General features: G+C 42.9%; 21 protein-coding genes. 13 read left to right on the plus strand and 8 right to left on the minus strand.

The features are described 5' to 3' along the window. Positions 1–218 precede the first annotated feature (218 nt). Positions 219–1,064: a YitT family protein gene (locus tag HQN88_RS08205; protein ID WP_420794160.1), complete on the plus strand. Its 846-nt coding sequence runs from the start codon at positions 219–221 to the stop codon at positions 1,062–1,064. On the opposite strand, the gene HQN88_RS08210 is transcribed toward HQN88_RS08205, so the two are convergent. Continuing rightward, the gene (locus HQN88_RS08210) at positions 1,061–1,771 is read right to left on the minus strand and encodes a response regulator transcription factor (RefSeq protein ID WP_173109952.1); all 711 of its coding nucleotides are present in this window, start codon (positions 1,769–1,771) and stop codon (positions 1,061–1,063) included. The genes HQN88_RS08205 and HQN88_RS08210 overlap by 4 nt on opposite strands. A 27-nt stretch (positions 1,772–1,798) precedes the next feature. Further along, positions 1,799–3,148 (minus strand): sensor histidine kinase, encoded by a 1,350-nt coding sequence (locus HQN88_RS08215; protein ID WP_173109954.1) that lies wholly within the window; start codon positions 3,146–3,148, stop codon positions 1,799–1,801. Between the two features lie 182 nt (positions 3,149–3,330). Here HQN88_RS08215 and HQN88_RS38330 point away from each other — a divergent pair, with 182 nt between their 5' ends. Next, positions 3,331–4,218: a CPBP family intramembrane glutamic endopeptidase gene (locus tag HQN88_RS38330; protein ID WP_173109956.1), complete on the plus strand. Its 888-nt coding sequence runs from the start codon at positions 3,331–3,333 to the stop codon at positions 4,216–4,218. Positions 4,219–4,231: 13 nt separating this feature from the next. Then, on the plus strand, positions 4,232–5,209 hold the full coding sequence (locus HQN88_RS08225; protein ID WP_173109958.1) for an aldose 1-epimerase: 978 nt from the start codon (positions 4,232–4,234) through the stop codon (positions 5,207–5,209). Position 5,210: 1 nt separating this feature from the next. Here HQN88_RS08225 and HQN88_RS08230 read toward each other — a convergent pair whose 3' ends face one another. The 3 genes from HQN88_RS08230 to HQN88_RS08240 all read right to left on the minus strand — a co-directional run bounded on the left by HQN88_RS08230 (position 5,211) and on the right by HQN88_RS08240 (position 8,459). Continuing rightward, a complete protein-coding gene (locus tag HQN88_RS08230; protein ID WP_173109960.1) occupies positions 5,211–5,591 on the minus strand; it encodes a YmaF family protein in 381 nt (126 codons plus the stop codon). Positions 5,592–5,648: 57 nt separating this feature from the next. Then, a complete protein-coding gene (locus HQN88_RS08235; RefSeq protein WP_173109962.1) occupies positions 5,649–7,742 on the minus strand; it encodes an LTA synthase family protein in 2,094 nt (697 codons plus the stop codon). Between the two features lie 75 nt (positions 7,743–7,817). Continuing rightward, on the minus strand, positions 7,818–8,459 hold the full coding sequence (locus tag HQN88_RS08240) for a DsbA family oxidoreductase (RefSeq protein WP_173109964.1): 642 nt from the start codon (positions 8,457–8,459) through the stop codon (positions 7,818–7,820). Positions 8,460–9,256: 797 nt separating this feature from the next. Here HQN88_RS08240 and HQN88_RS08245 point away from each other — a divergent pair. From HQN88_RS08245 to HQN88_RS08280, 8 genes are all read left to right on the plus strand, one after another. Next, on the plus strand, positions 9,257–9,847 hold the full coding sequence (locus tag HQN88_RS08245; RefSeq protein WP_173109966.1) for a transposase: 591 nt from the start codon (positions 9,257–9,259) through the stop codon (positions 9,845–9,847). A gap of 105 nt (positions 9,848–9,952) precedes the next feature. Further along, positions 9,953–10,177, plus strand: a complete 225-nt coding sequence (yidD, locus tag HQN88_RS08250) for a membrane protein insertion efficiency factor YidD (protein ID WP_216855662.1) — start codon at positions 9,953–9,955, stop codon at positions 10,175–10,177. 407 nt (positions 10,178–10,584) lie between these two features. Then, a complete protein-coding gene (gene metG, locus HQN88_RS08255) occupies positions 10,585–12,588 on the plus strand; it encodes a methionine--tRNA ligase (protein ID WP_173109968.1) in 2,004 nt (667 codons plus the stop codon). A gap of 140 nt (positions 12,589–12,728) precedes the next feature. Continuing rightward, positions 12,729–13,148 carry a hypothetical protein gene (locus HQN88_RS08260; RefSeq protein WP_173109970.1) on the plus strand — a complete coding sequence of 140 codons (420 nt, stop codon included), beginning with the start codon at positions 12,729–12,731 and terminating at the stop codon, positions 13,146–13,148. A gap of 171 nt (positions 13,149–13,319) precedes the next feature. Continuing rightward, a complete protein-coding gene (locus HQN88_RS08265; protein WP_173109971.1) occupies positions 13,320–14,234 on the plus strand; it encodes a metal ABC transporter substrate-binding protein in 915 nt (304 codons plus the stop codon). Between the two features lie 38 nt (positions 14,235–14,272). After that, positions 14,273–15,052, plus strand: a complete 780-nt coding sequence (locus tag HQN88_RS08270; RefSeq protein WP_173109973.1) for a metal ABC transporter ATP-binding protein — start codon at positions 14,273–14,275, stop codon at positions 15,050–15,052. A 12-nt stretch (positions 15,053–15,064) separates the two neighbouring features. Continuing rightward, on the plus strand, positions 15,065–15,865 hold the full coding sequence (locus tag HQN88_RS08275; RefSeq protein ID WP_056614758.1) for a metal ABC transporter permease: 801 nt from the start codon (positions 15,065–15,067) through the stop codon (positions 15,863–15,865). Between the two features lie 3 nt (positions 15,866–15,868). After that, positions 15,869–16,582 (plus strand): cytochrome c biogenesis CcdA family protein, encoded by a 714-nt coding sequence (locus tag HQN88_RS08280; protein ID WP_173109976.1) that lies wholly within the window; start codon positions 15,869–15,871, stop codon positions 16,580–16,582. Between the two features lie 4 nt (positions 16,583–16,586). Here HQN88_RS08280 and splB read toward each other — a convergent pair whose 3' ends face one another. Beyond that, entirely contained in the window at positions 16,587–17,648 is a 1,062-nt protein-coding gene (gene splB, locus HQN88_RS08285; protein WP_173109978.1) for a spore photoproduct lyase, read from the minus strand. 188 nt (positions 17,649–17,836) lie between these two features. Here splB and mntR point away from each other — a divergent pair, with 188 nt between their 5' ends. Beyond that, complete coding sequence (mntR, locus tag HQN88_RS08290) at positions 17,837–18,262, plus strand: transcriptional regulator MntR (RefSeq protein WP_056614749.1); 426 nt, start codon at positions 17,837–17,839, stop codon at positions 18,260–18,262. Between the two features lie 112 nt (positions 18,263–18,374). Next, positions 18,375–19,352, plus strand: coding sequence for a patatin-like phospholipase family protein (locus HQN88_RS08295; protein WP_173109980.1), 978 nt, complete (start codon positions 18,375–18,377; stop codon positions 19,350–19,352). Here the strand turns inward: HQN88_RS08295 and HQN88_RS08300 are convergent. Then, on the minus strand, positions 19,349–19,606 hold the full coding sequence (locus HQN88_RS08300; RefSeq protein WP_173109982.1) for a hypothetical protein: 258 nt from the start codon (positions 19,604–19,606) through the stop codon (positions 19,349–19,351). The genes HQN88_RS08295 and HQN88_RS08300 overlap by 4 nt on opposite strands. Continuing rightward, positions 19,603–20,493: a DUF1385 domain-containing protein gene (locus tag HQN88_RS08305; protein WP_173110470.1), complete on the minus strand. Its 891-nt coding sequence runs from the start codon at positions 20,491–20,493 to the stop codon at positions 19,603–19,605. The genes HQN88_RS08300 and HQN88_RS08305 overlap by 4 nt, the downstream gene beginning before the upstream one ends. Positions 20,494–20,584: the final 91 nt, after the last annotated feature.

A 20,584-nucleotide genomic window follows, 5' to 3' on the forward strand; every position in this document is an offset into this window, starting at 1 on the left:
GTACAAATATAAGTTAAAAGTCCTTTGAACATCTGATATTATACCATGCATTTCGACATTATTCGATGGTATCTCTATGAAAAATAGATAGATTGCAGGAAAATCGTGGCTATATCAAGAATACTTATAAAGAGTAGATAAGATAGGGGGACTCTCGTATGGCAAAAGAACAAATGCAACTAAAAAGAGAAGCAGTTATGCAACTTCAACACCGAAAAATGACAAAAAGTGCGTTTTTTCGTCGTGGATTGTTCTTATTCATTGGTGCCGTTTTAATGTCTGTTGGGTTAGAAATTTTTTTAGTGCCTAATCGAATTATCGATGGAGGCATTACGGGAATTTCGATTATTTTATCTTATTTGACGCATGGACCGATTGGTGTGTTCTTGTTCTTATTAAATATTCCTTTCTTATTCATCGGTTATAAATTGATTGGTAAAACATTTGCTTTATCTACGCTTTTCGCTATTCTTGTCATGTCGACAGGAACGGCTTTGCTTCATCCTGTGAAGGAACTTACGAACGATCCCTTGTTAGCCGCGGTATTCGGCGGGATCATTCTTGGTATTGGCGTGGGGATGGTTATACGTTTCGGGGGATCACTAGATGGTACAGAAATCGTTGCGATTCTCGTTTCCAAAAAAATTCCTTTCTCGGTCGGCGAGATCGTAATGTTTTTAAACCTATTCATCCTTGGAAGTGCAGGATTTGTCTATACGTGGGACCGTGCCATGTATTCGTTAATCGCTTATTTTATTGCTTATAAAATGATTGATGTCACTATTGAAGGCTTCGATGAGTCGAAGTCGGTGTGGATTATTAGTGACAACTTTAGAGAAATTGGCGAAGCAATTTTGGATCGCCTAGGACGCGGTGTCACCTATTTGGAAGGTGAAGGCGGATTCTCTGGAGATAACAAGAAAGTCATCTTTTGCGTGATTACACGGTTGGAAGAAGCCAAGTTGAAATCAATCGTGGATGGACTTGACCCTAAAGCATTTCTTGCAGTTGGCAATATCCACGATGTGAAAGGGGGAAGATTCAAGAAGCGAGATATCCACTAGTCAGATTTCTCCTTCTTGATTTCAATATCCTTTTGTGAAGAACCCCGCTCAAAAATACCTAAATTTCGTAGCTGCTGAGCAGCATCCTTGCTGCTCGGGCTCCCGAGCTTTTTCAAAATATGCCCAACATGAATTTTAACTGTTCGTAATGAAATGAAGAAACGATTCGCAATTTCCGTCTGCGTATGACCTTGATCGATCATATCAAGCACTTGAAGCTCCGTTGGAGTGATGAGATCGCGCACCTCTTTGATCTTGAATTGCTGCTCCAGACGTTTAAGTCTGCGGAACTCTTCTCGCATCTGTTCAGAAACAGCTGCATTAATAGCGGACTGGCGGGCATGCGCCGCCCGAATAATGCCTGGAAGCTCTTCGAACCGCGACTTTATTTGATAATCGATTGCCCCTGCTTGAAAGGATCGGAAAATGAAATCCTTCTCCTCCATCGAAGTTAACATGATAACTTTGGCTCCCCAGGATAAGAAGGCTTGCTCCGCAAGACTAATGCCCGCGGGTTCATTTTGAAGCATAATATCCATAAGTACGACATCAGCAGAAGGTGTGGCCTCATTAAACAATGCCTCGGCTTCTTCTGCTGTAGATCGGCTCTCCACGACAATCATATCTCCTTGCCGATTCAAATAATCCGTCAGACCTCGCAACCAGTCCAGATCATCTTCCACGATGAGTATGCGAATTGCATCCATTCCTGTAACTTCCTCTCTTCTGCAAATCTACCGCTGTCCCGGAAAAGTCAAATATACACTTGTACCTTTACCGGGTTCACTGCTAATTTCCAAACTACCGCCGTGCTTTTTCATGACGCTATAGCAGTAAGCTAGACCGAGCCCGAAATTATTCCGGTTGCCACTTTTTGTCGTATAGAAAGGTTCTACAGCTTGCTTAAGAACGGATTTCTCCATGCCCATGCCTGTATCTTTAATTTCAAGTACACTATTTTTTTTGTTCGAAAAAGCTTTAATAGAAAGCTCCCCGCCGCTGCTCATCGCTTCAATGGCATTCATCAGGATGTTCGTTAATGTTTCTGAAACTTGGATGTGATCCAACTGAAGTTCGAGGTGATCTGGCAGCTCTACATGTACTTGAATTTTGCCTAAATAGATATCAAGAGGTTCTAGCACATCTTGCAGCAACTGACGAACGTCAACCTGTGATATGCGCAGGGGCAATTCTTGCGTTTGTTCATGTACGCGACTAATCATATCTTGAATATGCCTGGAGGCGTTCATGACCACATGAATGTCCTGTATTAGCTCTGTTTGCCCTGTATCAGCTGCGTGTTGGTTCATTTTTTCCAAGAATAAACGCATTTTTCCTACATCATTTTTGATGGCATGATTAAGAATAGCCGTACCTGACGTAATGGCTCGGAGTGTTGAATCCAACTTACGGCGCTCGATGAGCAGCCGAATACCGAGAAACCCATATTTGAAGAACGTAAATACAAAGAAAGGGACCACGAAGGCCAAAATCCACACATGATAGATCCAAAGTCGATAGAAGCCGAAGCTAGGTAAAACATAATTGAGTACGCCAACACAAAGTATGGGTGGTAAAAGTGCTAGGCAAGTGAATAAATGAGTGCGTTTCATGGCCGGGAGATGTTCTTTTTTGAATGCAATCAGTAAGGAACCTATTAGGATGTATGGGAAAACCCAGGTCACAACTACTCGAAATTCTATGGGCATTTCTTCGGTATACCCTGGTAATAAGATCAGACAAGCTATTGGCGGTACTAGCAATACAAGCGGTAACCATGTACGTAGCAGAGGCTTCTGCCAAGTGGAATGATAAGCTAAAGATAGCATGGCGAAAGCGTAAGGTAAGCCATAATAAGAAAGCAAAGAACAGATGCTCATTACGCGGTAAAAGAAAGAAACTAATGCTGGATTTGGTGATGTCAGCTGAAAATAGGGGATGATATCCGCTGAAATGACAGCTGCTAAGGCTCCAGAACCGCCAGTAAAAGCAATTGCGCTCATCCAACGCATGGTACGTGAAGCGGGATCTACAATAAGTAGGCTTGATGCGATAAACCAAAGTGCAAAAAGAACAAAAAGCATGTGTTCCCCCTTAGGTAATGTCAATAGATAGTCTTATTGTGGCATGACGTAATCGTTTGCACAAGAGATTCCTTTCTAATAAATGGGAGGATTTGGGCATGATTTCGCGAATTGTTGGTTTATGAAAGGAGTGAAGCGATATCGAGGTTAAAAAGAAAATAATATTTCCAATCCTCCAGATTGTGGGTAAAGTTCTGCTAACCCTCATTTTCATCATCGTCATCACGGTCATTTTGTCCATAGCTGCAGCTGTTCTAGCCGTAAGGCTAAACCCTGAACTAATCGTGAGTATGGAGGCTGTTACTCATAATCCCTTTTTTATTAAAGCATCATTATGGGCACAGATTGTAGGTTTCATTAGTGGAGTTTGCTTGGGGTTTTATACATTTGAGCGTAAAAAGGGATGGAAATTAGGGCTGCAAACTGTTCAGTTCCGCCGTCGGTTTGGTGAGGGAATCCTATGGGGATGCGTGCTGATAACCTTGAGCACTATAGTGATATGGGTATTCGGAGGCATCCATTTCGTTCAGATGGAATGGAGTTTATCGAAGGGTTATGCGATAGGCGGGAGCTTTCTTCTCTTTATTGGCGTAGCGATCAACGAAGAACTATTTGCACGAGGGTATTTACAAGGTCTTGTGAAAAATCGCTTCGGGCCGAAAATAGCTGTTGGAGTATCAACGCTTGTTTTCGCCTTGTTGCATAGCTTTAATCCCGGAATGTGGACTACGGCACTACCTTTTATTAATATCTTTTTGGCGGGTCTTTTAATGGGGTTATGTCGTGAGTTTACAGGGAGCCTATGGATGCCCATAGGACTGCATTTAGCGTGGAATTTTATGCAAGGCTGTGTATTTGGTTTTGATGTTTCAGGAATTCCAATGTCTTCACTTATTACGACAGAAACGAAAGGTGCAATTTTCATTTCTGGTGGAGCTTTTGGGGCAGAAGGAAGCTTAATTACGAGCTTAATTCTTGTGCTTGGCATCATAATGATTTATAACTATTATCAAACCCGAAATCGGTTTAGTCATACAACGCAATCTATTCAGAAAGACAACATCAACTAAGGGGGATTCATCTTTGAGCCAGTATGAAGTTATACATAGTGAATGGGAAGGGGAGTCGACACTCCAACTCGTCGACCACCAGAATGAAGCCGTAGCCGAAATTATTCCGGCTGTTGGTCTACACCTGTTCCGCTTTGATGTGCGGAACCACAGCTACATCGCGAAGCCCGACGCCTTGTCGGAGCTTCGCATCAATTCATCGCGATACGGCGTGCCGATTCTGTTCCCGCCGGGGCGCGTAAGAGAGGCGGCCTTCACCTTCGGTGGCCGCGAATACCGGCTCCCGGCGAATCGGGAGCCTGATCACGCCCACGGCCAGCTGCGCGAGCGGCCGTGGAAGGTCGTCGCCAGCGGCGCGGACGCGGCTGGCGGGGCTTACGTCTCCGCGGAGTTTGACATCGCGGAGACACCGGACATGCTGGCGTATTTCCCACACGCCGCATGCTTCCGCTTTACGTACCGTCTGCAGGACGGTACGCTGTCGCTCAGCGGTGAAATCGCCAACCGAGGCGGCAATACCATGCCGCTTTCGCTTGGCTTTCACCCGTACTTCGCGTTCGCGGAGGGCGAGGCCGACCGCGTGCGGGTAACCATTCCCGCGGCGACAGAATGGCCGCTGTCCGCGGGTGGGTTTGCGGCTGGGGAGCCTGTGCCGACAGCGCTCACAGAGGCCTTACAGAGCGGCGCGAAGGTTACATCGCTGCCAGGTTATCCGGGTGGTTCACAGATGCTCAGCATCGTTCCTGGGTCGCAAGTATGTGAGATTGAGTACGAGGCACGCGACACGAAACTTATCTTTGAAATGGGGGACAAATTCCCAATTCACGTTCTATTCACAGCACCATGGAGCAACGCAGTGTCACTTGAACCGTATACAAGCATCATGAACGTGTTCAATGAATCCTATCCTGCTGAAATCTCAGGTGCACAAACCTTGGAGTCAGGGGCGACCTTTACTTTCAATTGGGCGATTCGTATTGAAACGAAATAAGCTACCAAGGTTCATATCCAAAACCTACTGACGAATAACCTTGATAAGCATGTTGATGGAGTTGTACAATAATCCCTTCCATTTGAGCGGATTTTGCGAGTGCACCTCGTCTTCCTGTGTTGTACAGATTCAGATCCAGATCACCTTGGAGCAAATGAATATGGGCCCCGTTCGCTACAGCAATTGGCGGGCTGGTAATGCCATAAAAAGCGTGATAATGACCATATTTAATCCCGGAAATACCTTGATATTGATGGACATGTTGGTCGTAAGAAGTACCGTTTACATTAAAAGTGTACAGTCGCAATAGATGATGATGACCTAATTCTTCTGAAGTAACCGTTGTGAAGAAATGAACATGAGCTGGTGGAATGCTCCTCATCACACGAAAGCCCCCTATGAGTAGGATATGCTTCATCCTATTCATAGGGGGCTTTTGTCATGACGATGGCAATGGATAAAGATTTGATTGACCGATTTTCATCTTTTTATCATCATAAACACGTACTTCAACTTGCTGCGACTTACCTAGTTCAATCACAGGATTAGATGAGATATCAACGTACAGCGTATCTTTTCCATCGAAATTAGATTTAACTTCCTGCCCATCAATATACACATTGCACGAGGAAAAAAATGGTGAACCGGTTACTTTAATTTTGTTGTCTGCTACCGTGACCTTTGAAATGATAGGATCACCGTATCCTAGTGTATAGGTGGGTTGAACAATCGTATCTTTGTAGCCTTTAGCTTCATAACCATACCTGCCCCCAAAAAGATTATCATACTGCAACTTCTCATAACCAGTGAGATCACTCGCCTGAATGTTATATGCCGGCCACATGTCTTGCGGAGGAATGACAGGTATTTTCTTGGATAAATCATATAAATAATCCGTATAGTAACTTCCCTTTACACCTGCCAAATGCAGCAGCATCGGCCCCAAAAAAGAAGGACTTGATGATAGATTCAGCTTTTCTTGATCAGCTGGCACAAAGTTATTCCAGATTACAAAAGGTGTGTAGTGTGTCTTCGTATACAGTTCAGGGTCATCAGGTAACACATATTTGGCATCGCGGTATACTTTATAATCTTTCTCAAAGAAAGGGAAATGATCACCGAAAAATAAAATAATCGTCGGTTCTGACTTTTTGGAATAATAATCGACTAGAGATTGCAGGGCCTGATCCGTCGCTGTTATGCCTTGAGCATATGTTTCTAAAATGCTTTTCGATTCTGCCGAAATATCACCACTTACTTGAATCGTATTTTTACTGAATTTATCGGGAGGGTAAGGGTGGTGATTTTCCATCGTATTCGCAAAGATGAAATCAGGCCCAGCGCTTTTTTCTGTTTCCTCAATAATTTTGTTCACAACGGCATGATCCGCATAATTGGGTCCTGAGAAATCATTCGGGAAATATTCACTCGAAATGAACCGGGAAAAACCAAGATGTTTATATACTTTTCTACTGTCAAAGAAATAACTGAAAAATGGATTAATCGCAGTTGCCGTGTATCCTTGTCTTGTCGTAATACTCGCCAAGGAGTCGACACCATGATTCATATATTCAATATAAGGAAGTATTTCATCAGGTGATCTCCCGAAAAATCGCATCGAGTTCCCCGACAATACCTCAAATTCAACATTTGCTGTACTCCCCCCGAATTGAGGAGATAACATCTTGCCGCTTGTGAATTTTTTCTGCAACTCGTGCAAATGTGGAATTGGATCACGGCTAAAAGTTACGTTTTTCATCGTCGTTGGATCGAAAAATGACTCCCCGAGCATCACAATAATATTTGGTTTTTTATCATTCGTTGCTGGTTTATCTGGGATTTGGTTTAAAAGTGAAGTAATTGCTTTCTTACTATAACCATCTGGTTTCGCTACATTTAGAAAATTAAGCATTTGAACAGTAGCGTACAGATATCCATTTTCATCATAGGTAATCGTTTGATCCCAGGGGACCGTGTAAACCCCATATAGTTTTGTAAACGAAAGAGGTTTGTCTGCATAAAGACTAGTTGCGAGAACAACAGCGATTACACCATAAACAGAGCGTTCGATCCAATGAAACTTCATTTTACGATTGCGTAAAATGAGATGAAACAGACAAGCCACAATAATGATAAACAGCAGGGTATAGGTAACAATAAGATTCGTAAAATATTCGCTCAAGAACTTCTTATACTCCATAAGTTGGTTATTAAAATATAGATCCCATGGATAATAAGGTGCACCAATCGCCTTTAACTTACTGCCGCTAATCGCCCCAAGTGGCAACAAAATGGCACATAAGAGCCAAAACGACAGCCTAGAACGACCAGTAATAGCGATGAGAAACAAATACAAAGATCCTACAACGAAATAAGCAAGCACCATGGCCAACGGATACGATGTCATCCAATGATGAAACTCCTTGTAAGTGCTCCTCTCCAAAAATTCAACCATGCACATCAATACAAAAGGAAGTATCACAATCATTACGCGCGTAGGCAGCTGTTTAAGTGCCTTAAGAAAAGTAGTCATTCGTAAAACTCCTATTTATCAGCTTATAAAAACCCGACTCTCCAATGGAGATGCCGGGCGATATTGAACTTTAGATCATGCTTCGTCAGTACCCTCTGCGCTAATTTGCTTTAAAGCTTGTAGAAACGTAGCTGCGGGTTGCGCACCTGTTAACGCATACTTATGGTTAATAACGAAAAAGGGAACCCCTGTTACACCCGCTTGACTGGCAAAAGCAAGGTCATCTTCAACCTGCTCCAAACCTTCTTTAGCAAGAAGGTTGATGCGTGTTTGATTCGGATCAATACCTACCTGACTAGCAGCTTCAAGTAGGAAATCTATATCACCAATATCTTTTCCATCTTCAAAATAAGCTTTGAATAAGTCATCTACAAGCTTCTGTTTGACTTCGCCAGGTGCGATCGCAATAAGCTGATGCGCTCTTAACGTATTGGGCATTTTCGTAACTTTCGCAAAATCAAAATGTAAACCAGATGCTTGTCCAGCTTGAGTCACTTGTTGCAGCATAGCTTGCAGTTTACTTTCGTCAGCACGAAATTTAGTGCGCATAAGCGTCGCGAAATTCTCACCCTCCATGGGTGTCGAAGGATCAAGTTGATACGCACGATAGTGCAGTTCAACAGGTTCATCTGTAAAATCCTCAAGCGCATCCATCAAATTCTTCTTCCCGATGCGGCACCAAGGACAGACTAAATCTTGAAATATCTCAATTATCATAGCAAATATACTCCTTCAATCATGGCTTCAGCTCCATTCAACATTATAACCCAAAGATGATAAATGTCACCATGTAACACAATTCGTAAATCTATTCCATCACAAACCATTCGTGCTAGGTCAAACCATAGTAATCAAACCTTTCTATTACACGCTTTTCCTAATCCAACGCAACTCCCCAAGCCGCAGGCTCTACGATCCCTAAGTCTCACCGACCCCCGACCCCCGACCCCCGACCCCCGACCCCCGACCCCCGACCCCCGACCCCCGAACCCCGAACCCCGAACCCCGAACCCCGAACCCCGAACCCCGACCCCCGACCCCCGACCCCCGAACCCCGACCCCCGAACCCCGAACCTCGACCCCCGAACCCTCTAAGCAATTAACCTCAATCTATTAATGAAATCGGAGATATCTACCTTTTTTCAGATCGAATTTCTGTTGAAATTTTAACCGTAGGTGATTACCGAAGACCTTGAGGGAAGGTATCCCGCTAAAAACTAAATTCTGTGATAGCTACAAGAAGCGGCGGATTGAATTGTACTTTTCAAGTAGTTCATAATCGAAGTTAATAGATTTGTCGAGCTTGAAAAAAATACTGAATAACTATTCTATTCCCTAGTTTTTAGACTTGTACATATCACAGAATTTGTTTTCTAGCGAATATATCCCTTGCGAAGAAAATCCCAAGAGATTGCAGTAAATTTGGAAAATATTATGTAAAACCTCTGTACAAGCGAACGTATGTTTGATATAATTAATTATAGAACATAAGTTCTCGTTAGGGGTGATCGGATATGAATATTAAATCAATTGCTAGTGATGCGTCATTCTGTGAAACAGAAGAGGCGTGTGAGGATTTTCTTATGAACTTGCGTTGGTCTAAGGGATTTCATTGTCCTCGGTGTGATCATCATGAGGCTTTTCAAATTCGTACCCGTAGATTATTGGAGTGTAAAGAGTGTAGAATGCAGATTTCGATTACCGCGGGCACAATTATGCATAAATCTAAATTATCGTTATTAACCTGGTTCAAAGCTATCCAGCTTATGTTTAAAAGCGGTGTTGAATTTACTGCCTACGGATTATCAGAGATTCTAAATATTAATTATAGAAGTGCAAAGCTGCTCGTTGATAAAATTTGTCTAGCAATTAAAGTTGAGGAGAGCAGATTACTTGCTTTGCGCAAAATGAAAATGAAAGCTATTCACTCTAACTCAACTAAATCAAAGTTTCCTAAGCCGAAAATCATCGGTAATTGGTGTGATTCATTTGATCTCAAATCCTATATAGAAGTCAAATTATCTAAACTTACACAGCAATCAGTGATGAAAACTTTTGTGTCTATTCATTTATATTCAAGATTCCTGAAGTGTTTTCAGGTCTGAAGGAGTTGGATGTCACAGTCATAGTAAGAGCATTTGACGGGATCCTTATTTTCAGTCAAGATGGTAGTGATAGATACAACTTTACAAAGAATTAGGAGAATACTGATGAAAAGGGTTGTGCAAGCCCCTATCCATTTTTATCGGAAGTTTATTTCGCCGCTTAAACCACCTACATGTCGATTTTATCCAACTTGTTCGCAATATGCGTTAGAAGCGATTGAGGTTCACGGACCTTTAACAGGTTCTTGGTTAGCTGTGAAACGGATTTGCAAATGCCATCCTTTTCACCCAGGTGGCGTAGACCACGTGCCTGCAAAGAGCGGAAATTAATATAGTGAATCTGTCGGCTTGACACGAGGCTGTTTTTTTCGATATATTGTGCTTAAAGATGCTAAATATTGTTTTTTCGATGAACGGATAAGTACAATCAGATACCTATGAACAGAGAGCCGGGGCAGGTGAAAGCCGGTATAGGAGAATGTTTGGAATATGGTCCCGGAGAATAGGCCTTCGAGCTACTCAGCACAGTTGTGTAAAGCAAGTGTTTACACAAACTTTGGCAGAGAGTAAGCTGGCCTCGTGTCCCAGCGTTAATGGGCAAGTCGTAATAGACTTACTGAGCCCCGAGCTTGTGAAAGGCGGGGGAACCTGGGTGGTACCGCGTGAGTTCAACTCTCGTCCCAAGATGGATGAGGGTTTTTTGTGTTTTCTACTAACCGCTATTGGAGGAACGAATCATGTCCGAACAATCAAAAACATTTTACATTACGACACCGATCTACTATCCAAGTGATAAGCTGCATATCGGCCATGCGTATTCGACTGTTGCCGGAGATGCGATGGCGCGCTACAAAAGGTTGCAGGGCTATGATGTTAGGTATTTGACAGGAACTGATGAACATGGACAGAAAATTGAGCGTAAGGCGCAAGAAAAAGGAACAACCCCACAAGCATTTGTGGACAATATTGTTTCTGGGATTAAAGACCTGTGGGCGAAGTTGGACATTTCGTATGATGATTTTATTCGTACGACGGAAGATCGCCATAAGGACGCGGTTGCGAAGATTTTTCAGCGTTTACTCGATCAAGGTGATATTTATTTAGGTGAGTATGAAGGCTGGTACTGTATTCCGGATGAATCCTTCTTCCTAGAGAGTAAGTTGGTTGATGGGAAATGTCCGGATTGTGGACGTCCTGTGGAGAAGATGAAGGAGCAAACGTATTTCTTCCGGATGAGTAAGTATGCGGATAGACTTGTTCAATATTATGAAGAGAATCCTGATTTCATCCAGCCGGAATCACGTAAGAATGAAATGTTGAATAATTTCATTAAACCAGGTTTAGAAGATTTGGCTGTTTCGAGAACCACTTTTGATTGGGGAATTAAAGTGCCTGGAGATCCCAAACATGTTATTTATGTTTGGATTGATGCGCTTTCCAATTATATTACAGCTCTTGGTTATGGCTCAGACGATGAGACGATTTTCAAAAGGTATTGGCCAGCAGATGTGCACTTAATGAGTAAGGAAATTGTACGATTCCATACGATTTATTGGCCGATTATGTTAATGGCACTTGATTTGCCATTGCCAAAGAAGGTATTTGCACACGGATGGCTGCTCATGAAGGATGGCAAAATGTCAAAATCGAAGGGCAATGTTGTAGATCCTGTTACTCTTATTGATCGTTATGGTTTGGATGCTCTTCGTTATTACCTCATGCGCGAAGTGCCATTCGGAGCAGACGGCACGTTTACGCCTGAAAGTTTTGTGGAACGTGTAAATCATGATCTAGCGAATGATTTGGGGAATTTATTGAATCGTACGATTGTGATGATCGATAAGTATTTTGCTGGTCATATTCCCGCCTATATTCCTGGTGCTACTGAATTTGACGAAAGCCTACTGGAGACGGTTCGTGCGACAGTAACAAAGTATGAAGAATCAATGGAAAAAATGGAGTTCTCCATTGCACTATCCGCGGTGTGGCAGCTGATTAGCCGCACGAATAAATATATCGACGAAACACAGCCGTGGTCGATGGTGAAGGATGAGGCCAAGCGAGATACGCTAGGCTCAGTCATGTACGTGCTGGCGGAATCGCAGCGCATTTCTTCGGTTCTTCTTCGTCCTTTCTTGACGAAGACGCCTGAATTGATCTGGGCGCAGCTAGGACTTGCTGCTGATGACGATTTGCCACGCTTAACCGCGTGGGAGAGCGTGCAGTCCTTCGGTCATCTCCCTACGGGCACCAAGGTGCAGAAGGGAGAGCCGATGTTCCCTAGACTCGACGTAGCGGCAGAAGTCGCCTACATCGTCGAGGCCATGGGTGGCGGTGCTTCGGAGAGCACCGAAGAACCAAAGGCAGCGGCGACAGCGGCCGCTGCAACGACTTCCGTGCCAACGCCGGAGCCCAAAGAAGAAATCGGGATCGATGATTTCGGTAAAGTGGAGCTGCGTGTGGCACAAGTGATTTCGGCGGAGCCTGTGAAAGGCGCCGACAAGCTTCTCAAGCTGCAGCTCGACCTCGGCTATGAGCAGCGTCAGGTTGTTTCGGGCATCGCGAAGTTCTACACGCCCGATGATCTTGTTGGACGCAAAGTGATTTGCGTCACGAACTTGAAGCCCGCCAAGCTGCGCGGCGAGCTGTCTCAAGGTATGATTCTCGCCGCTTCACATGGCGATCAGCTAACGTTAGCGACCGTTCCTGATTCGATGCCGAACGGTGCGATCGTGAAATAATAGCTTAGACACGAAAGACCCTTTTCCAGATTTTCTGGAAGGGGTCTTTTGCTTTTTATGGCAATGCTTTGTCGCCATAGTTGAGGGTATTTTTGAAAACAAAGGGCAAGCTATAGGAAACTAACCACGGAGTGAATGAGATGCTTATTGGGCGTATAGGAAAAGGGATAACTATAGCGATATTAATCATCACTTTGACAGCTTGTTCGTTATTCGGTGGAGGCGAGAAGAAAAAAGAAGAGGCCAAAAAAGAAGCTGAAGCCAAGAGTCAAGAGAGTGTCATTGATCAAGAACTGAAGAAACAGTATCAGATGTTCAATGAAGTGATTGAATATCAAAAAGAACAAGATGCCAAACTTATTAAAGAATCGGAAGAACGTTATAAAAAGTTGAAAGAAGAATCAGACAAACCAACTAAAGGTAGCAGTGAGGAAAAACAGAAAGCCAAAGAGGCTAAAGTTGGGCAAGAGGGATCTGACGATTCTGGTTCTGATGATAATTCAGGTGGCGCTGACGAATCCAGTAAATCAGACAATTCTGAAGCTTCAGAAGAGGAATAAGTATCGGAGAATGTCGAGAAAAACATAGTTGAAACATAAATGGCCATGCTGTGAACAATGCAGCTGGCTTTTTTGACTTTCCTCTCCAGATATATTGACTTCAATAAACCCACCTCGTATAATCAAAACGTTAATAAAAAAAATTACGATTTAGAGTGGGTGTTTATTCAAATGACAAGACATGCGAAGCGTTTTATCTACATAGCTTTATTGATGATAGCTGCTTGCTGCATTGCGGGCTGTGGCAGTTCGAAAGCTGGATTAGTAGAGGGAAAAGTAAATGTCGTTACTAGCTTTTATCCATTATATGATTTTACAAAACAAATTGGCGGCGATTATGTAAATGTAATTAATCTTGTTCCGGCTGGTGTTGAGCCGCATGACTGGTCTCCTAAAAGCAGGGACATTAAAAATATGTCAGGGGCACAAGTTTTCGTATATCAAGGTGCAGGCTTTGAAGGTTGGGTCAAAGATTTCCTTGGAAGTCTATCAAGTAAATCGACAGTACGTGTCGTTGAAGCAAGTACAGGCGCTAATTTGATCACAACGGATGAGAATAAAAAAGAATTTGATCCACATGCTTGGTTAAGCCCGTTAAATGCACAAAAAATGGCTAATAATATTAAAGCAGCATTAATCGAAGCGGATCCAGCTCATAAAGACGCGTATGAGCAAAACTATCAGAAATATAACGCCAAATTATCAGAGTTGGACACAAGATACAAAAAAGAACTTGCGACCACTTCAAAAAAAGAAATTGCAGTATCTCATCATGCATTTGCATATCTATGTAGAGACTACGGCTTGACTCAAATGTCTATCATGGGGTTATCACCAGATGCAGAGCCAACAGCTCAAGATCTCAAACAAATTAATGCTTTTATTAAAGAACATCAGCTCAAATATATTTTCTTCGAAGAACTTGTCTCGGATAAGCTGGCAAAGACGTTAGCCAAAGATGCAAAGGTAGACACCCTTGTACTTAATCCACTAGAGGGACTTACGGAAGAGCAGATTAAAGCAGGGGAAGATTATATTTCAATTATGGACAAAAACTTGAAAAACTTAGTCCTCGCGTTACAATAAGAAAGTAGGACAATTCTTAGTAAGTCAGGAGTAATCAGATGGAAGCTAATAATAGAATGTTATGCCATCAGAAAATCGTTTCTATCGATCAGATTTCATTTGGATATGAAAATAAGACAGTGATTAACAATCTCCAGTTTGATGTATTTGAGCGCGATTTTGTGGGTGTGATTGGTTCCAACGGGGCTGGTAAAACGACGCTTCTAAAGATGTTAGTTGGTCTATTGAAACCAACTAATGGAGAAATCCGATTATTTGATCGTCCATTGAATCAATTCAAGGACTGGGAACGTATCGGTTATGTGCCACAGAAGAATGCTTTCAATCCTTTATTTCCAGCGACAGTTAGGGAAGTCGTACTTTCTGGCATGTATACCAAAAAGAACATATATCGCCGACTCTCCAAAGCTGATTTGCAAAAAGCTGAAGACGCGATGCTGGCGATGCGCATTGAGGATTTAGCCGATCGGCGTATAGGCCAGCTCTCAGGAGGTCAGCAGCAGCGAGCGTTCTTAGCTCGTGCGATCGTGAACAACCCGGAACTGCTTATTCTAGATGAGCCTACGGTTGGGATTGATGCTGAAACGCAGATAGGTTTCTTCCGGATGATCAAGCATATGCATCTCCATCATCATATGACCTTCATTATGGTTTCCCATGATATGGACATGATTCAGTCGTATCTCGGTACAGAGGCGAAGCAAGTAAGCGGTGGCATCAAGTTTTATGTGAAGCATACCCATGATCCCGAGGATTGCCGTGAGACGAATCTAACCCATTCACTCGGCCAGATTCGAGAGATGATCGGAGTTCAGTAAGGAGCGGGCATTTTGGACATATTTACAGAGTACTTTTTTCAACGTGCATTAATAGGTGGATTATTGATCGGGCTGACTGCGCCATTAATGGGCGTTTTTCTTGTTCTAAGACGTCTATCTATGATAGGTGACACCTTAGCACATGTTTCGATTGCTGGCGTAGCACTCGGCTTTTTGATCAATGTATACCCACTAGGCGTAGGGCTTGTATTTGCCTTGCTAGCTTCATTTGCCATAGAAAGGCTGCGCAAGGCATATAAGACTTACGCTGAGCTCTCCATAGCCATTATAATGTCAGGTGGCGTTGCTTTGGCAACGTTACTTTTTACCCTAGGCAAAGGTTTTAATATGAATGTCATGAGCTATCTGTTCGGCAGCATTTATACGTTAGATTCCACTGATTTATGGGTGGTACTCGTTGTTTGTGTACTTGTTATCGGCGTTATCGCTTTTCATTTCAAAGAATTTTTCTTAATGTTTTTTGATGAGGATGCAGCGAGTGTAAGTGGACTTCCTTTGAAATTTTATAATATGATGATTACGATGCTGACGGCACTTGTAATTTCGGTTGCTATCAAAATTGTAGGAGCTTTATTGGTTTCCTCGTTGTTAACAATTCCAGTCGCATGCAGCTTGTTAATTGCTCGCAGCTTCAAACATTCCGTTTTCTTAGCGATTTTATTCTCGGAAATAGCCGTGATCGTTGGTCTTGTAGTAGCCGGGATTTGGGATCTGGCACCTGGAGGGACGGTCGTACTGAGCCTCATCGCTATTTTAATTGGGATTATTTTAAAAAGAGGATTGAGGATATAAATCATGGATTCAGTTAATATTTGGATCGCCCTTTGGGCGGGTATCGCATCTTTCATTTCACCTTGTTGTCTTCCTTTATATCCTTCGTTCTTATCCTACATAACAGGCATTTCGGTCAGTGAACTTAAGTCAGGGAGAACAACGGTTCAAGTTAGGCGTCAAACGATGCTCCACACGTTAAGCTTTATCGTAGGTTTCTCTATCATTTTTTATGCTTTAGGACTAACGGCAGGCTTTGTCGGGAGCTTCTTTATTGACTACCGCGACTTGCTTCGTCAGATCGCTGCACTTTTAATATTTGTCATGGGTCTATTTTTACTCGGTATTTTTCAACCGCAATGGCTAATGAAAGAACGTAAATTGTCTATTAAATTTCGGCCAGCTGGCTATGTGGGCTCAGTCTTTGTTGGCATGGGTTTTGCAGCGGGGTGGTCACCATGTGTAGGGCCGATTCTGTCAGCCATTCTTGCTTTAGCGGCAACAGAACCGGGAACCTGGTTGCAATTAACGACTGCATACTCACTTGGATTCGCTATTCCTTTCTTCCTTCTTTCCTTTTTCATCGGTTCAACCAAATGGATTCTACGTTACTCCAACCTTCTTATGAAAATTGGCGGAGGCTTAATGATTATCATCGCCATTCTTCTTTATACAGGTAAAATGACGCAAATCACCCTTTGGTTGAACTCCATTACACCAGATTTCTTGAAATTTTAAGGGATCATGTAAAATATTCAATCTTCGCTTGAGGGAATTTCTCGAAAATTTGCTCTGTAATAAATTCCCTCAACGCGGTAGCTTGTTCATCTTTGTATACATATTTACCTTTCCCATATTTTCCCCATTTGTATTTTCTCTTTTCTTCGTCCATTTCCAGCTTCGTTTTGGGATACCGCTTCTCAATAATATTCTTGGCTGTTTTCGTGAATCTATGTTGAATCATTTCAAAAGTGAGATCGTGTGTGGCCTCGGCAGGTAAGGTATTGTAGAGCTTTTCAAGTAGCGTTGCATAGCCTTCCTCCCAGCCTTCATGCCAAATAATAGGGGCAATGATGAAACCAAGCGGATATCCAGCCTTGGCCACTTTGCCTGCCGCTTCAATGCGTTCATGAAATCGAGATGTACCAGGCTCGAAGTTCTTGATCACATAATCCGCATTCACGCTGAACCGAAATCGGGTATGCTTGTTATGTTTGGCATCTAATAAAGGCTCCACATGATGGTACTTAGTGACAAATCGTAGGCGTCCGTGTTCCTGTTCACCCATAAATTCGATTAACTGTTTGAGCGATCCAGATATATGTTCAAGTCCTACGGGGTCAGATGTACACGCGGCTTCAAAACGAGTAATTTCAGGCTCGCGTTCCTCGATATAGCCTTTGGCTGCCTCGAGAATCTCGTCTATATTGACATAGACACGTATATAAGGCTTCGCACCCATCGTTGTTTGCAAATAACAATAATGACAATGGCCCATGCAGCCTGTTGCGATGGGTATCGCGTATTCGGCGGATGGCTTGGATGTCTCGAACTTTAACGTTTTTCGGATACCAACGACTAAAGTTCGCTTCGCTATCCGGTATTTATCTAATTCATTTTCTCCGGGCAAATCGCGGATTTGATTATGAGAGGTCGTCATATGAATCTCAAGGCCTTCCTGCTCAGCCCATTGATAAATTTGTTTACCTTTGGGATAATTCAGGGCATCAGGTTCAAAATAAACAAGCTCAGGCACGAAAATCGTCGTGCTAGGTTGCGGCCTTGTAAGTAACTCAGTAGACATAAGGGCCTCCTTCACAAATGGGATTAACAATCTATTATTTTAGTGTGCCAAAGAGAAGTGCTTTGAAATCATGGGAGATTTGACCGCATCTGGGTAGATGGATTATGATAGGAAAGCCAGTATGGCTTGAGAAAACCTTTATACATTTTTTGTGGAATGAAATTCGCACAGCAGGGGGAAATATAGCAATGGCTACGCCAAGTATGGAAGATTATTTGGAGAGAATATACAAGCTTATCGATGAGAAAGGTTACGCTCGTGTTTCCGACATTGCTGAAGGGCTTGAAGTGCACCCCTCCTCCGTAACGAAAATGATTCAAAAATTAGATAAAGATAATTATTTAATCTATGAAAAATATCGTGGTCTCATCCTAACGCCCAAAGGGAAGAAAATGGGCAAACGTTTGATGGATCGGCATGAGCTTTTGGAAAATTTTCTAACGACTATTGGTGTCCATGAGGACAATATATATAAGGATGTCGAAGGCATTGAGCATCATCTAAGCTGGGATTCGATTACGTGCATTGAAACCTTATTAGAATACTTTCGGAGAGATCCCAGCCGAGCAGATGAACTTATGAATGTTCGTAAAGAGTTAGAGGCAGAGAATTAGACAGAGACCGTTTACGGTTCTCTGTCTTTTTTCTTTGGGAATAGAAACAAACTGCTCACGCATACATACCTAAGAAGCCCTATGAATTAGAGCTAAGGGGAGGATGCCGGGTATGAAGATTAATGGCGTGTTTGAAGGTGGCGGCGTCAAAGGGATTGCCTTGGCGGGTAGTGTGAGCGCAGCGATAGAACAAGGATATACCTTTCATAATGTCGCAGGTACAAGCTCTGGTTCGATTGTAGCTGCTTTGTTGGCTGCCGGCTATACCGGGGAAGAGATGAGGGAATTGATCCTTAGAGCGCCATTTAAGTCGTTCATGCAACGTTCTCCTATTTTCAATACGAAGATCATTGGTCCCGCGGCACGCTTATTGCTCAAAAAAGGACTTTATTCCGGGGAAGCCTTGGAACATTGGGTCAATCAACAACTAGCTATGAAGGGTGTTCGCACATTTGCCGATCTTCAGCCAAACCAGCTCCGCATTATTGCTTCTGATATTACGCAAGGCAAGCTATTGGTTCTGCCTAATGATATAGCCCAATACGGCATCGAGCCTGGTAAGCTTTCCGTTGCGAAAGCGGTGAGGATGAGCACGAGCATCCCCTACTTTTTCGATCCAGTCAGAATCCGTCGTAATATAAAAAGCTCCGAGAAGGCTAAGCCTTTCTCGGAGCAGTTTAATTATATCGTGGATGGCGGCTTGTTAAGCAATTTCCCGCTTTGGGTGTTCGACAATGAAATGCCGCGTACTAAAGTCATTCCTGTTATTGGTTTCCAACTTGTTGGAAAAAGTGATACCCCGACACATACGATCCGAGGGCCTATTACGATGCTAGAAGCACTCTTTAGCACTATGCTTAGTGCGCATGATGAGCGTTACATCGAACAGAAGAATCGCTTCCGTACCGTTAAGATTCCTACGCTAGGTGTTGGGAATACACAATTCACCATCTCCAAGGAGTTAAGCATGTCACTTTATGAGTCGGGCTTCATGGCGGCCAAAGCGTACTTCAAAAGTTGGTCTGCAAGTACCTACGAAGAAAATTATGAGAAATACGTCATGCGACCTCCGCATAAATCCTTGACTTAGTGGTATTTCGGGAAATCATCCTTATCGGAATCTTTCGTGCCGTTAATGACGCGGAACTTCGCGTTTTTGGTTTTACCTTTTTCAGCTCCACGAGGAATGGAAGGCTTCTTCCAACGGGAAGGTGGGAATTTATATAATAGAAAAATGACACCAAGCACAAATATAGGAACAAGAAAAAATCTGAAATTTGCGAGCAAGCCTATTGCAATCAAAACGCCTATGGCAATTTCAATCGGAGAAAACTTTCTTCTCATGCCCGTCCCTCCATAATTCGTTTTTCCGCTTCTAGCATGCGGTTAAATGATGCAATGGATACCTCTACTTGACTGTCTTCAGGTTCTTTAGTTGTTAGTAATTGAAGCCAAAGACCAGGGTAACCAAGATAACGAAGAACAGGTACATCACGAAGGGAATTCGTAAAACGTAATACCTCATAAGATACACCGATTACCAATGGTAACAAAATTAAACGCTGCACAATTCGTTCGACCATTCCGTCATAGTGAAGGAAAGAGTAGATGATAACACCAATTAAAACGGTGAATACGATAAAGCTGCTTCCACAACGGTAATGAAGCGTGTTGAACTTTTGAACATTGCTTACCGTTAATTCCATGCCTGCTTCATAAGCGCTGATCACTTTATGTTCTGCGCCATGATATTGAAACAATCTCCGAATCATAGGTGTAAGAGAGATGAAATAAATATATCCCACTAACAAAATGAGTTTGATTACACCTTCTATAAGATTATGAAGAATCTGATTGCTAAATACATTTTGAAACAAAAACTGTTCAATAATAGCAGGAACTAAAGTGAAAATAAATTTCCCGAACAAAAAGGAAAGGACACCGACGAAAGCAACACCTAATACCATGGAAATGCTAGAGAAAATGCCGCCTTTCTCTTCTTTCTTCGTCGTGTCTTCTTCACCTTCTTGCTCGGCGAAGGACTCAGCGGAGAAATTCAGATGCTGTGCACCTTTGGCGCTGGACTCGATAATACCTACAATTCCTCGAACAAAAGGAATTTTCTTAAGTGCTTGAACCCACGGAATCACTTTCTTTGGTACTTCCAGAAAATCAAGGGAACCGTCTTTTTTGCGCACAGCAGTTACGTGCACATTTCTTCCTGCGAACATGACGCCCTCGATGACGGCTTGTCCTCCGTATATACTGTTTTGTTCTGCCACAAGATTCACCTTCTCATCTTTCTCGAATTCAATTATGTTC

Source organism: Paenibacillus qinlingensis (assembly GCF_013204845.1).
In the GTDB taxonomy this organism is placed as follows: Bacteria; Bacillota; Bacilli; order Paenibacillales; family NBRC-103111; genus Paenibacillus_E; species Paenibacillus_E qinlingensis.